Annotated in this window: 14 protein-coding genes and 1 pseudogene; 3 read left to right on the top strand and 12 right to left on the bottom strand. The window is 71.4% G+C overall.

Annotated features, from left to right (window positions below; translation table 11 throughout):
• The 5 genes and pseudogenes from AMK27_RS43375 to AMK27_RS03780 form a co-directional block, all read right to left on the bottom strand.
• A pseudogene (locus tag AMK27_RS43375) lies at positions 1-493 on the bottom strand (FUSC family protein); the annotation flags it as partial.
• A gap of 55 nt (positions 494-548) precedes the next feature.
• Positions 549-1682: a hypothetical protein gene (locus AMK27_RS03795; RefSeq protein WP_073903905.1), complete on the bottom strand. Its 1134-nt coding sequence runs from the start codon at positions 1680-1682 to the stop codon at positions 549-551.
• A 194-nt stretch (positions 1683-1876) separates the two neighbouring features.
• On the bottom strand, positions 1877-2320 hold the full coding sequence (locus AMK27_RS03790; protein WP_073902569.1) for a DUF2267 domain-containing protein: 444 nt from the start codon (positions 2318-2320) through the stop codon (positions 1877-1879).
• Between the two features lie 60 nt (positions 2321-2380).
• Positions 2381-2776, bottom strand: coding sequence for a DUF2267 domain-containing protein (locus tag AMK27_RS03785; protein ID WP_073903903.1), 396 nt, complete (start codon positions 2774-2776; stop codon positions 2381-2383).
• Between the two features lie 100 nt (positions 2777-2876).
• A complete protein-coding gene (locus AMK27_RS03780) occupies positions 2877-3308 on the bottom strand; it encodes an Hsp20/alpha crystallin family protein (protein ID WP_073902568.1) in 432 nt (143 codons plus the stop codon).
• 128 nt (positions 3309-3436) lie between these two features.
• On the opposite strand from AMK27_RS03780, the gene AMK27_RS03775 reads away from it, so the two are divergent.
• Complete coding sequence (locus tag AMK27_RS03775; protein ID WP_073903901.1) at positions 3437-4066, top strand: type III effector protein; 630 nt, start codon at positions 3437-3439, stop codon at positions 4064-4066.
• Positions 4067-4204: 138 nt separating this feature from the next.
• Here the strand turns inward: AMK27_RS03775 and chrA are convergent, their stop codons facing one another.
• Positions 4205-5614 (bottom strand): chromate efflux transporter, encoded by a 1410-nt coding sequence (chrA, locus tag AMK27_RS03770; protein WP_079188261.1) that lies wholly within the window; start codon positions 5612-5614, stop codon positions 4205-4207.
• Positions 5615-5821: 207 nt separating this feature from the next.
• Between chrA and AMK27_RS03765 the strand changes: the two genes are divergently transcribed.
• Together AMK27_RS03765 and AMK27_RS03760 are read left to right on the top strand one after the other, a co-directional pair.
• Positions 5822-6316 carry a Chromate resistance protein ChrB gene (locus AMK27_RS03765; protein ID WP_198955790.1) on the top strand — a complete coding sequence of 165 codons (495 nt, stop codon included), beginning with the start codon at positions 5822-5824 and terminating at the stop codon, positions 6314-6316.
• On the top strand, positions 6313-6747 hold the full coding sequence (locus tag AMK27_RS03760) for a chromate resistance protein ChrB domain-containing protein (protein WP_073902567.1): 435 nt from the start codon (positions 6313-6315) through the stop codon (positions 6745-6747). The genes AMK27_RS03765 and AMK27_RS03760 overlap by 4 nt, the downstream gene beginning before the upstream one ends.
• A gap of 69 nt (positions 6748-6816) precedes the next feature.
• Here AMK27_RS03760 and AMK27_RS03755 read toward each other — a convergent pair whose 3' ends face one another.
• From AMK27_RS03755 to AMK27_RS03730, 6 genes are read right to left on the bottom strand one after another with little or no spacing between them, the layout of a single operon-like run.
• A complete protein-coding gene (locus tag AMK27_RS03755; protein ID WP_073902566.1) occupies positions 6817-8568 on the bottom strand; it encodes an FAD-dependent oxidoreductase in 1752 nt (583 codons plus the stop codon).
• On the bottom strand, positions 8568-8831 hold the full coding sequence (locus AMK27_RS03750; RefSeq protein WP_073902565.1) for a UBP-type zinc finger domain-containing protein: 264 nt from the start codon (positions 8829-8831) through the stop codon (positions 8568-8570). Before AMK27_RS03750 ends, AMK27_RS03755 begins: the two co-directional genes overlap by 1 nt.
• A 34-nt stretch (positions 8832-8865) precedes the next feature.
• Positions 8866-9306, bottom strand: coding sequence for a thioredoxin (gene trxA, locus AMK27_RS03745; protein WP_073902564.1), 441 nt, complete (start codon positions 9304-9306; stop codon positions 8866-8868).
• Positions 9303-11942 (bottom strand): ATP-dependent chaperone ClpB, encoded by a 2640-nt coding sequence (gene clpB, locus AMK27_RS03740; RefSeq protein WP_073902563.1) that lies wholly within the window; start codon positions 11940-11942, stop codon positions 9303-9305. The genes trxA and clpB overlap by 4 nt, the downstream gene beginning before the upstream one ends.
• Positions 11933-12343 carry a chaperone modulator CbpM gene (locus AMK27_RS03735; protein WP_073902562.1) on the bottom strand — a complete coding sequence of 137 codons (411 nt, stop codon included), beginning with the start codon at positions 12341-12343 and terminating at the stop codon, positions 11933-11935. The genes clpB and AMK27_RS03735 overlap by 10 nt, the downstream gene beginning before the upstream one ends.
• Positions 12340-13293 carry a DnaJ C-terminal domain-containing protein gene (locus AMK27_RS03730; protein ID WP_073902561.1) on the bottom strand — a complete coding sequence of 318 codons (954 nt, stop codon included), beginning with the start codon at positions 13291-13293 and terminating at the stop codon, positions 12340-12342. Before AMK27_RS03730 ends, AMK27_RS03735 begins: the two co-directional genes overlap by 4 nt.
• Between the last annotated feature and the right edge of the window lie 2 nt (positions 13294-13295).

The raw sequence follows: 13295 nt of genomic DNA, 5'->3' as shown, positions 1-13295 counted from the left end.
GCAGGATGAGCGCGGCCTGCACCACGCCCCCGAGCGCGATGACCCCGGCGTGCTCCAGAGCCCGCCCGACGCTGGTGGGCAGGGTGACGGTCACGAGCATGCTGCCGACCGTCGTCGCCGCGACGATCCCGGCGGTCGATCCCACGGCCCACGCCATCCCCGCGGCAAAGGCCCATACGGCCAGCAGCGGGAGGAACGTCACGAGTCGTTCCGCTGCCAGATAGCCTACGAAGGTGCTGAGGGCCAGACCGGCGCCCGCGCCGAGCGCGATCACTTTGCGCGGACGCCAGGTGCGCTGGAAGGTGGCTGCGCCCGCGGAGTAGGCGCCGAGGGCGGCCGATGCGGCATAAGCGGGGGAGGCCAGCCACAGCGCCGGTCCGACGATGATCGCCACCCCGACGGCCGTGCGCAGGGCGAGGAGGGGCTCCAGTCGCGTCTCCTCGATCGTGAGCCCGGATCGCACGACTTCTCGGAGGGCCCGCAGCCACGTCACGGGCATGAGCCTAGTCGGAACGCCCTGCGGGGTCGCGCCGAGCCGGTCCTCCGGCTCAGGTCACCCGCTGGTCCCCTCGGTCGTCCTGTGCCATCTGGCGTCGTTCCTGTTCCCGCTTGGAGTAGGCGGCCGCCCGGATGGCCTCGTCGCTCTCCAGGCCGGAGCCCAGCGCGCCGCCCACGGTGGCGGTCGACGCGACGAACCATGACAACGTCCAGTAGTCCGTCGCGTCCAGTGGTTCTCGTGTCAAGGAGGCGAACACCTGGTCGTTGAGGATGAACAGCGCCCACACGACGTTGATGAGCAGCAAACCCCCGTAGCAGACGAGCACGCCGATGCCCACGGTCAGGACCGTCGACGTGTTGTAGAGCCTCGCCCTCTGCCGTGCCTCCGGAGAGCCCTCCGCCGAGCGATGCCAGAGCTCCGCGTCGACGATCAGCCAGCCGATCATGAGTGCGACCGAGCCGACCATGGCGATCACGAGCCGCGGGGTGCTCAGTGCCTCGGCGAGACTCCAGACGGTGGAGTTGACGGTGGCGACCGCTCCCGTGGCCAATGCGGCCGCCAAGGCTTTCGACAGCCCCGGCACCAAGCGCCAAGGCCGGTTGGCGCGGACCATGCCGGCGAGCACCCGCAGGTAGCCGCGTGGCCCGCCGACGACGTACCGCAGATCGGCGGTCTCTTCTTCACCGGCCCCGCCCGGACGAACGGGTGTCAGACGATGGGCGAGCGGGCTTGGACGCCGTTCGCCACGCGGCCGCTCCCCGGCGCCGGAGTCCTTTGGCCCGGTCAGGGCCAGCACGGCCTCTTCCACGGCCCGCCGCGCCCTCGTCTGCAGGCGCAAGCCACCCAGGGAAGGAAGCGAGAGCAGCGCCAGGCCGTGTTCGTGGCTCAGGTCCACAGCCAGCCTGCGGCCGTGTGAGTGCAGCGGAAGGTCGGTGAGGGCCACGACGATGTCCCAGTCCTCCGCGCTTCCGCGGTCCTTGATCCGGCGCATCAAGGTGTGCGGGTCCTCGGTCCCCGCGGTGAAGGGCTCACTGACGACCGTGACCTCGAACCGCCGCTCCTGGGGGGACGTGTCGGCGAGCCGAGTGGAGAGGACCCGGGCCATGCGGTGCGCGATCTCCGTCGGCGCGTCCGGATCCGCCAGGAGGGCTACGACCGTGACGTCCTGAGGCGACGTACGCATGCCCCGCCTCTTCTCGTCGGCCACCCCCACAATCGCAGGTGCCCACAGGATGCCTTCACGGCTACGTCGCCACCGCACGCGACACGCGGGCCTCCCAGAGGAAGATGCGGGCCGTGCGCCTGGCCGCCTGCCGGGACCGCCGGGGGCGGTCACCGTCAGGCCTCTGCTTGCCGCGGCCGCGGGAGGCCGCTCGTCTACGCGGCCGAGTGGAGTTCGGCCCGGCCGAACAGCAGGGCCCAGCCGGTGGGGAGCCGGTGGAGGATGCGGGTGATGAGGTCGGGGCCGGCGTGGGCGGTGACGGCGGCGAAGACGGATCCGGTGTCCCAGCGGGTGGTGGCCAGGGAGGCGCCGGAGCGGGCGGCGAGGTCCTTGACGAAGGCCCAGCCTCCCAGCGGCTGATGGTCGGGGATCTGCGAGGCCAGGACGCGGGCGGCCTCCAGGGGCAGGCAGGCGGTCAGGTCGACACGCTCGTCGCCGGTCAGCTGGCGTCCCAGCCCTGCCAGGACCAGGCGGACGGCCTCGTCTGCCCGCTCGCGGGTGGGGTAGGCGCCTTCGTAACGGACCCTCTCCAGCATCTGCTCGTACGTCGTCGAGTACGGCTGCCGTTGCTCGAGCGGTACGCGGACGTCGGTGATCATTGCGGTGGATGCCTTTCGTCAAGCCGGGGTCGAGTGGGTGCCGGTGTGCGGCACCCTTGGTCAGATGGGGTGGGGGCGGCCGAAGAGGAGGTCGTAGCCGACCGGGAGCTGGAGCAGGATCTGTCCCAGCAGGTCCTCGCCCGCGGCGTCGGCGACCGTGGACAGCACGGCGCTGACGTCCCATGTCGCGGTCTGCTCGGTGGCGCCCTCGATCCACGCCGCGGTAGCCCTCACGAACCGCTCCGGTGGCAGCGGTTCGGCGCTCTGGAGCGGGTTGAGCAGGATCAGGGCGAATACCTCCGGCAGGCGTGCCGCGAGCTGGGCGCGGACTGCGCCGACCAGGTGCGCGCCGAGCAGCGCGAGGACCACCCGGGCCGCGCGCTCGGCCTCCTCTGCGGTGCCGTACTCGCCGCGTTCCCTGACGTGGTCGAGGAACGCTTCGCGTCGCAGGGTCATCTCGGTCGCCACCCTTTCGGATCTGGAAGTCCGTAGGGGTGCGGAGGGCGGGTGAGGGGGAGATCAGGAGCCCGTCCTCCGCACCGGTGTCCGGTCGGGGTCAGCCGGAGATCTCCCTGCGGCCGGAGCCGATGCCGACGGAGATCTTGCGGGGCTTGGCACGCTCGGCGATCGGGATGCGCAGGGTGAGCACGCCCGCGTCGTAGTCGGCCTCGATGCGCTCGGTGTCGAGGGTGTCGGCGAGCACGAGCTGGCGGGAGAAGGCGCCCAGTGGCCGCTCGGACAGTTCCATCTGCACGTCGTCGGCCTTCGCGACCGGGCGGCGCTCGGCCCTGACGGTGAGCATGTTGCGTTCGACGTCGACGTCGATCGCGTCCGCGCTGACGCCGGGCAGGTCGAAGACCACCACGTACTCGTCGCCCTCGCGGTAGGCGTCCATCGGCATGGCCGAGGGCCTCGACCAGGTGCCAGGACCCAGCAGCTGCTGCGTCATCCGGTCCAGCTCCCGGAAGGGGTCAGTGCGCATCAACATCGTGAGAACACCTCCAGCAGGTCAGGCAGTTACTGCCAATGCGCTTCACTGACACCGTTGTAACATGTCATCCAATGGATGACAAACACGATGTCGTCGACCTGATGACAGATCCGAGGGAGGTGCTCGTGACCCCGTCCGACCAGCCGCGGTCACCTCGTACCGACGGCCACAGCCCGGCGTCGTTCCTGGCTGCCGCGGCAGCCCTTCACGCCGTGGACGAGGCCCTGCGAGCCGCCCAGGAGCAGATTCCCGAGGGCCCCGACGCCGGGCCGGGACCGGAGCAGGCCCTGGCTTCGCTGTCGCTTCTGCGGCAGGTCCGCGAGCAGCTCGCCGGGTGGGAGACGGGCATGATCGAAACCGCCCGGGACGCCGGCGCGAGCTGGGCCGACCTCGCCTCTCCCCTGGGCGTCGCCAGCCGTCAGGCCGCCGAGCGCCGCTATCTGCGCGGCCGCCCCGGCGCGGCAGGGACCACCGGCGAACAGCGCGTGACGGCCACCCGGCAGGCCCGTGCCGCCGACCGCACGACCGCCGCCCGGGCCCGCCGCAACGCCGCCGACCTGCGCCGTCTCGCCGGGCAGATCACCGCACTCGACGACCTGCCCGTCTCCGCCCGCCACCCGCTCAGGGAGCTCCACGCCGCCCTCGCCCACGACGATCCCGCCGACCTCATCGCCCCCCTGCTCGCCGCCCGCCCCCACCTGGCGGCTGCCCACCCGGATCTCGCGGCCCGGCTCGACACCCTCACGGCCCCCTAGCACGCGTCGTACGATCCGCTGCCCGCCGACGCAACGTCCTGGAGGAGCAGGGTGTCGACGTGCACCAGCGCGGGCCCGAGCAGGTGCGGCGTGAGCAGGGACACGTCCTGGGACTTCGGTCCGCTTCCACGTCGGCGCTCAGACGCCGGGGAGCCCGGCCAGGGCGGCGCCCAGTCCGAGGGCGGCACAGACACCGAGGGTGCGCAGGACGCTCCAACGGAGTTTGAAGATCAGCAGGGCGGCGAGCACGGTGATCGCGAGCGCGGCGGGCCGCAGCGTGCCCGCGTCCGGCAGCGCGAAGGTCACAGGGCCGAAGACCTTCTCGTGCACGTCTGTGAAGAGGGCGTGTTCGGCGAAGTAGAGGGCGAGGTTGGCGATGACCCCGACGACGGCCGCGGTGATGCCGGTCAGGGCTGCGGAGATGCGCCGGTTGCCGCGCAGGCGCTCGATGTAGGGGGCGCCGAGGAAGATGAAGAGGAAGCAGGGCACGAAGGTGACCCAGGTGGTCAGCAGTGCGCCGAGCAGGGCCGCCGCCCAGGGGGCGAGGGTGCCGGGGTCGCGGTAGGCGCCGAGGAACGCGACGAACTGCACCACCATGATCAGCGGTCCCGGGGTGGTCTCTGCCAGGGCGAGGCCGCTGACCATCTCCTTCGGTGTGAGCCAGCCGTAGGTCTGCACGGCCTGCTGGGCGACGTAGGCCAGAACCGCGTAGGCGCCGCCGAACGTGACCAGCGCCGTGCCGGAGAAGAACACGCCCTGCCTGGTGAACACGCTCTCGGTGCCCGTCAGGAGGGCGACCGCGGCCACGGGGACGCCCCACAGGAGCAGCCCGATCGCGACAATGCGCCAGGTGCGGCGGCGGCTGGGCCGCTCGTGGTGCAGCGTGTCGTCGGGGATCAACGGCGCGGGGCCGTCGCCGGCCCCGTGGCCGCCGGCGGGCTTGAGCGCGTCGGGCTTGTACCGGCCGATCAGCCACCCCGCGAGGGCGGCGGCGGCGATGACCGCGGGGAAGGGCATCGAGAACAGGGCCAGCGCCGCGAACGAGGCCGCCGCCAGGGCGATGAGCAGCGGGTGGGTCAGGGAGCGCCGGGCGACCCGTGTGACGGCTTGGGCGACGATGGCGACCACCGCGGGAGCCAGGCCGGCGAAGACGCCGGTGACGGCTGCCGTCGAGCCGAAGGCGACGTAGAGGGCGGACAGGGCGAGCAGGGCGAGGACGCCCGGGAGCACGAAGAGGGTGCCGGCCACGAGTCCGCCGCGGGTGCCGTTGAGGAGCCAGCCTGTGTAGATCGCGAGCTGCTGCGCTTCCGGGCCGGGGAGGAGCATGCAGTAGCTGAGAGCGTGGTTGAACCGCTGCTGGCCTATCCAGCGTTTGTCCTCCACCAGTGCCCGCTGCATCACGGCGATCTGACCGGCGGGGCCGCCGAAGGTCTGCCAGGAGATGGCGCACCAGGCGCGGGTCGCCTGCCGCAGGGGGATCACGTCCCCGTCGGCGGCGCCCCGGTCGGCTCGGGCCCGGCAACTCGGTGGCTGGTCGGTGGCGGTCACCGGCACTCCCCTTCTCGTCCTGATCAGGCCGCACGAGACGACCGGGTCCGGGCGGCTCGGGCGTACGCGACCGCGTCACCCACCTCGCCCACTGTTGTGTAACCATGGTTACATCTGAAGATGGACTGAGGAAGGCGGTTCTCGGGGGATGGACATGAACAGCTCGTTGCAGCCGCCGGTCGTGAGCGGCGCCCCGGGACTCTTCGGGTGAGCGGCCCGGACACCGGGCAGCGCCAGTGGGTGCTGCTCTCCTACCGGCTGCCCCGGGAGCCCTCCACCCCGCGGATCACCGTGTGGCGCAAGCTCAAGCGCCTCGGGGTCGCACAGATCAGCGACGGCCTCGTCGCCCTGCCCGCCGACGCCCGCACCCGCGAGCAGCTGGAGTGGATCGCCGAAGAGGTCACCGACCACGACGGCAACGCCACGGTGTGGCTCGCCCACCCAGCCGCTGCCGGCGACGAACAACGGCTCATCGACACGATGACGCAGGCCCGTGCCGCCGAGTACCAGCAGGTGCGCGGCGAGGCCGAAGCCGCCCGCACGGAGGACGACGCCGAACGGCGGCGGGCCCTGACCAGGCTGCGCGCCGAACTACGGCGCATCCAACGCCGCGACTACTTCCCCCCCGACGCCCGCGACACTGCCGAGCAGGCCGTCAACGCCCTGCATGCCACCGACACCACGGAAGAGAGCACCCCATGAAGTGGGCCACCCGCGCCGGCATCCACATCGACCGCGCCGCCTGCGCCTGGCTGATCAGCCGCTTCATCGACCCTGCTGCCGAGTTCGTGTTCGTCACCGACCCCGCCCACGTCCCGGCCGACGCCACTCCCTTCGACATGCGCGGCGCCGAACTCGGGCACCACCACGGCGACTGCAGCTTCGAGACGATCCTGCGCGTCCACCGGCTCACCGACGACCCCGCCCTGCGACGGATCGCGGACATCGTCCATGAAGCCGACATCGACGACGAACGCTTCCACGCGCCCGAGGCCCCCGGCCTCGACGTCGTCCTGCGCGGTCTGTCCATGATCGGCGACGACGCCCACACCATGGCCGTCTCAAGCCCCGTCTTCGACGGCCTCTACGAGTATTACCGGCGCGCCACCCTCCTCGGCCGCGAACCCGCATGAGAACCGGGCAAGGCGAGCAGGGCGGCGGACGGCGAAGACTCGGCGCGAGCTCACAGCCTGACCATGACCTCAGCGCCAAGCGACTGTACCGTCGTTCCCCGAGGCCGATTCAGGGCCTGCGGGGCGGACCAGGCTGCCCGTCATCTCCCGGTGCTCGTGCACGAAGCGAATCGCCATGGCCCCCTCACCGGCGGCCGAGGCCACGCGCTTGACCGAACCGCTCCTGACGTCGCCGGCGGCGAAGACCCCCGGAAGGGTCGTCTCCAGCAGCAGCGGACCGCGGCCGAGCGGGTCCCACCGGGACGCGTCGGCCGCCGCCAGGGCGTCGGCACCGGTGAGGACGAAACCCTTCTCGTCCAAGGCCAGCACGCCCCCGAGCCAGTCCGTGCGCGGCCGGGCCCCGATGAACACGAACAGCGCCGCGGCCCGCACTTCGCGGCGCTCACCGCTCGCGTTGTCCTCGACGGTCAACGACTCCAGCTTCTCCTTCCCGGACACACGACGGACCTCGGTGTGGAGCATCACCTCGATCTTCGGGTGCCGTTCCACCTGATCGACCAGGTACCGCGACATGTCGGCGGTGAGGTCGCCGCCCCGGACGAGGAGATGGACCCGGGCAGCGTGGTTCGCGAGGAACAGCGACGCCTGCCCGGCCGAGTTCCCGCCACCCACCACGGCGACCGGATCCGCCCGGCAGAGACTGGCCTCGTGGACGGTCGCCGCGTAGTAGACGCTGATGCCCTCCAGGCGGTCGATGTCCGGGACGGCGAGCCTGCGGTAGCGCACACCCGAAGCGAGCACCACGGCGCCTGCCCGCGCCGTGGAACCGTCTGCGAAGGTGACGACGTACTCGTCGTCCCGCGGGGCGAGCCCGGTGACCTGGGCCGGCACCATGAGGCGGGCGCCGAACTTGTGGGCCTGGAGCACCGCCCGTTCGACGAGCTCGCCCCCGGAGATGCCCGAGGGGAAGCCCAGGTAGTTCTCGATGCGGGACGAGGTGGCGGCCTGGCCTCCGGTGGCCACCGCGTCCACGGTGACCGTGGTGAGGCCGTCGGAGGCTCCGTACACGGAGGCGGCGAGTCCTGCGGGGCCCGCGCCGACCACCAGTACGTCGCACCGCCCGGCCTCCGGCGAGGGGGCGGGCAGCCCGATGAGCCGGGCGAGTTCGGCGTTGCTGGGATTGCGCAGCACCTGCTCGCCCTTCCAGAGGACCACCGGGGTCTCCTCGGGTCGGATCGAGAACCGGCTCAGCAGCGCGTCGGCCTCCTTGTCACGCTCCAGGTCCACCCATCGGTGGGGAAGCCGGTTACGGGCGGCGAACTCCCGCAGCCGCAACGTGTCCGGTGAGTAGCACGACCCCAGGATCCGGAAGCCGGCGCCGAGGCCGATGAGCAGGTATCTGCGGCCCAGATAGGCGCGGAGGATCAGGTCGCCGAGGACGGGGTCGCGTTCGACCAGGGCGCGTTGAAGCTCCACCGGCACGGCCAGGACCTCGCCGGTCCGGCGCATCACGGCGGTGTCGAAAGCGGCTTGGCCCTCCAACAGACCGAGTTCACCGAGGAACCTGCCGGGTCCGTGCACGGCCACCGTGCGCTCCTCGGGCCCACCGTGGTCGTGGAGGATCTCGACGGCGCCGCTGAGGATCACGAGAAACTCCCGGAACGGCTCACCTTCGCGGTACAGCACCTCGCCCTCGGCGGCCCTGCGGCGTTCACCGTGCGCGGTCAGGTCCTGGAGTTGCTCCGATGTCAGCCGTGGAAACGCCCCGTACCGGTCAGGTGTCTCGCGGACGGCATCCTGCTCGTGCTCGGTCGTGCTCATCAGACCAGGGCCTCGTGAACGAAGCACCAGCGCCAGTCCTCTCCCGGCTGCAGGGACCGCACGACGGGGTGACCGGCACTCCCCGCGTGCCGCCTGGCGTGCTTCATGGGCGAGGAGTCGCAGCAGCCGACGTGTCCGCAGGTGAGGCAGAGGCGCAGATGCACCCACGGGGTGTGCTCCCTGAGGCACTCCTCGCAGCCTTCCGGGGTACGCGGTGTGACCGGGCGCACCATCGACAGGTGCGGGTCGGGAATCGTGGCCATGAGGGTTCTCCTTCCGTGAACCTCTTGCAGTGGTCTAGCGGCCCGCCATCGCCTGCTCGACCCATGCGCGCAGAACGTGTGCGGGTGCCGCGCCGGCCTGCCGGGCGATCGTCTCGCCCTTGTCCAGGACGAGGAGGGTCGGCACGGCCTGCACGTCGAAACGACGGCTGAGCTGCGGGTTCCTGTCGACGTCGACCTTCACGAGCTTGATCCGGCCGGCGAGGTCGCGGGCGACCTGTTCGAGGGCGGGGCTGACCGTGCGGCAGGGGCCGCACCAGGTGGCCCAGAGGTCGACGACCACGGGCACGGAGGCCCGTTCGACGACCTCGGCGAAATCGTCGTCGCCTGCGTCCACGACCCAGGGCAGCGGTTGCTTGCAGTGGCCGCACCTGGGCCGCCCCTCGGCGGTTACGGGTATCCGGTTGCCGCGCCCGCAGTTCGGACAGGTCACCGTCGTCGTCCGGGTGGTGTTCACGCAGCCCTCGCTTCCGAGGCAGGCTCCTGCCGGTCGTAGGTGACCACCAGCTCTCCGTGCGCGGCGTCGACGCGCACCGTCGCACCGTCCTGGACGTCGCCGCGCAGCAGCGCGCGTCCGACCAGCGTCTCGACCTCGTGGGAGATGTAGCGCCGCAGCGGCCGGGCCCCGTACACCGGGTCGTAGCCCTGGTGGGCGATCAGCTCCTTCGCCGCGTCGGTGAGTTCGACGGTGATGCGACGCTCGGCGAGCCGCTGTCGCAGCTCGTCGAACTGCAGGTCCACGATCCGCTCGATCTGCCGCTCACCGAGCGGCTTGAACAGCACGATGTCGTCGACGCGGTTGAGGAACTCCGGGCGGAAGTGTCCGCGCAGCTCTCCCATCACCAGGGCGCGCGCGTCGGGCTTGATCTCACCCTCGGCGGTGACGCCGTCGAGAAGGTGCTCGGAGCCGATGTTGGACGTCATGATGATCACCGTGTTGCGGAAGTCGACGGTACGGCCCTGGGAATCGGTGATGCGGCCGTCGTCGAGGATCTGCAGCAGGGTGTTGAAGACATCGGTGTGCGCCTTCTCGATCTCGTCGAACAGCACGACCGAGTAGGGCTTGCGGCGTACCGCCTCGGTGAGCTGGCCGCCCTCCTCGTAGCCGACGTATCCGGGCGGGGCGCCCATGAGCCGGCTGACGGTGTGCCGCTCCTGGTACTCACTCATGTCGAGACGGACCATGCTCTCCTCGGAGTCGAACAGAGCCCGGGCGAGGGTCTTGGCCAACTCGGTCTTCCCCACGCCGGTGGGACCGAGGAAGATGAACGAGCCGATGGGACGACGTGGGTCGCGGATGCCGGAGCGGGCGCGGATGATGGCGTCGGCGACGAGCTTGACGGCCTCGTCCTGACCGATGACGCGCTCGCGCAGGATCTCGTCGAGGCGCAGCAGCTTCTCGCGTTCGCCCTCCTGGAGGCGGGCGACGGGGACGCCGGTCCAGGCGGCGACGATCTCGGCGATCTCCTCCTCGGTGACGACCTCGCGCAGCAGCCGGTTCTGCCCCTGCTTGGAGGCCAGTTGCTCCTCCTCCGCGGCAAGCCGGCGCTCCAGATCCCGGAGGCGGCCGTAGCGGAGCTCGGCGGCCCGGTTGAGGTCGTAGGCGCGTTCGGCCTCCTCCGCCTCCAGGCGGACCTGCTCCAGTTCCTGGCGCAGCTCCTGCACACGGCGGATCGCCTGCCGCTCGGCCTCCCACTGGGCGCGCTTGGAGTCGGCCTCCGCGCGCAGGTCGGCCAGTTCCCTGCGCAGCTCCTCCAGGCGGGCCTCACTGGCGGGATCGGTCTCCTTCGAGAGGGCGGCGTCCTCGATCTCCAGGCGGGTGACGCGACGGGTGATCTCGTCGAGTTCGGCGGGCATGGAGTCGATCTCGGTACGCAGCCGGGCGCACGCCTCGTCCACGAGGTCGATGGCCTTGTCCGGCAGGAACCGGTCGGTGATGTAACGGTGGCTGAGGGTGGCAGCGGAGACCAGGGCGGTGTCCTGGATCTTCACTCCGTGGAAGACCTCCAGGCGTTCCCGCAGTCCTCGCAGGATGGAGACGGTGTCCTCCACGCTCGGCTCGTCGACCACCACCTGCTGGAAGCGTCGCTCGAGGGCGGCGTCCTTCTCGATGTGCTTGCGGTACTCGTCGAGGGTGGTGGCGCCGATCATGTGGAGCTCTCCGCGCGCGAGCATCGGCTTGAGCATGTTGCCCGCGTCCATGGCTCCTTCGGCGGCACCGGCGCCGACGACGGTGTGCAGTTCGTCGACGAAGAGCAGGATGCGCCCCTGAGCGGCCTTGACCTCGCCGAGCACGGCCTTGAGCCGTTCCTCGAACTCGCCGCGGTACTTGGCCCCGGCGACCAGGGAGCCCATGTCGAGGGCGAACACCGTCCTGTCGCGCAGCCCTTCGGGCACGTCGCCGCGGACGATGCGCTGGGCGAGACCCTCGACGATGGCGGTCTTCCCGACGCCCGGGTCGCCGATGAGGACCGGGTTGTTCTTGGACTTGCGGCTGAGGATCTGGGTGACGCGGCGGATCTCGGCGTCCCGGCCGATGACGGGGTCGAGGCTGCCGCTCCTCGCCTCGGTGACGAGATCGCGACCGTACTTCTCCAGAGCCTCGTAAACCACCTCGGGGTTGGCGGAGGTGACGCGCTGGTTTCCTCGGACCTGGGTGAGCGCGCTCAGGAACGAGTCCCTGGTGATGCCGGCCTCCTTGAGCAGACGCCCGGCCGCGGTCGACGACCCCTCCTCCGCGAGGGCGAGCAGGAGGTGCTCCACGGACACGTACTCGTCCTTGAGGCGTTTGGCCTCCCGCTCGGCGGCATCGAGCAGGCGGGCCAGCCGCTGGGTGACGAAGACCTGGCCGGGGGACGCGCCGGGCCCGGTGACCCGCGGGCGGCGGGAGAGCTCCTCCCGCACGGCCGCACGCAGTTCGTCGGGCCCGCTACCGGCCTGTCGCACCAGTCGCGGGATCAGACCGTCCTCCTGATCGAGGAGTGCGAGCAGCAGGTGCTCCCCGTCGACCTCGGTCTGCCCCATGCCGACGGCCGCGGACTGGGCTTCCTGAAGGGCTTCCTGGGACTTCTGGGTGAGACGGTTCATGTCCATGGGGGGTTATCACTCCTCGTGCCGCGCCCTCGCAGGGCGGCTTCGAGCAGGCTGATGCGATCGAGCAGGTCGAGCACCAGGCCGATCGAGGCGTAGTTGAGGCAGAGTCCGGAGCGCAGCCGCTGGATGCGGGCGAGCACCGCCGGGGCCGTGGGGTCGAACACCAGGCGCCCCGCGGCGTCGCGTTCGGCTTCGACGAGACCGAGGGCGACGAACCGGCGGATGAGATCGGGGTGGAGGCCCGAGCGACGGGCCACAGTGTCCAGGGAGAGTCTGCGGACGGGCACGAGCGCGTACCGGACGGTCGCCGCGGCGGTGAGGCCGGTGCCCGTGCGTACCGGGCGGTCGTCGCCCCTGTCGGCCCGGGCGGGGCCTGCGGCTCCCGAGGGTCGGTCGTTCATCGTGTCCTCCTGGGGTCGAAGGAGGAGGTGGCGGCGAGTTCCTCGAACAATTCGCGCTCCCGGTCGCCCAGGATGGGCGGCACCACGACACGGAGTTCGGCGTACAGATCGCCGTCGCCGCCGCGCGGGTCGGGCATGCCCTCGCCGCGCAGCCGCAGCCGCCGACCGCTGGACGAGCCCGCGGGGACGGTGACCTTCGCCGTGCCACCGCCAGGGGTGGGCACGGGCACGGTCGCCCCGAGGGCTGCCTCCCAAGGGGTGACGGGGATCTGGACGTGGACGTCGCGGCCGTCCAGCCGGAACTGCGGATGGGACTGGATACGCACCCGCAGGTACAGGTCACCACCGGGGGCATCACCACTCCCCCGGCCGCCCTCCCCCGCCAGCCGGATGCGCTGTCCGTCGGTGACGCCCGGCGGCACGTTGACCTCGTACCTCCGCGGCTGCCCGGTCGGCCCGGCGAGCGTGACGGTACGACGGCCGCCCTTGAACGCCTCCTCCACGGAGAGCGGCAGCTCGGCCTCCTGGTCGGCTCCCGGTACACCGCCGCGGGCGGCGCCCGCCCCGAAGAACGAACCGAACAGGTCCTCGAAGTCGATGTCCTCCGCTGCGAAGTCGTCGCCGAAGCCGGTGGCGTACCGGACGCGGGGGCCGCCCGCCCCCGCGGTCCCCCGGGCGCGGAAACCGCCGCCCGCGCCGGCCGCGACCCGGTCGTCGAAGTCCTCGGGGATCTTGCGGAAGTCCTCGCCGAAGCGGTCGTAGCGGGCCCGGGCCTTCGGGTCCGACAGGACGCTGTACGCCTCGTTGAGGTCTTTGAAGCGTTCCTCCGCCCCCGGGTCCTTGTTGACGTCGGGGTGGTGTCGGCGGGCGAGCCTGCGATACGCCTGCTGGATCTCGTCCTGGCTCGCGGTCCGCGGCACGCCCAGCACCTCGTAGAAGTCCTGTGCCATCG

The organism is Streptomyces sp. CB02009, assembly GCF_001905825.1.
In the GTDB taxonomy this organism is placed as follows: domain Bacteria; phylum Actinomycetota; class Actinomycetes; order Streptomycetales; family Streptomycetaceae; genus Streptomyces.
This window is presented reverse-complemented; position numbering and strand designations above follow the sequence as displayed.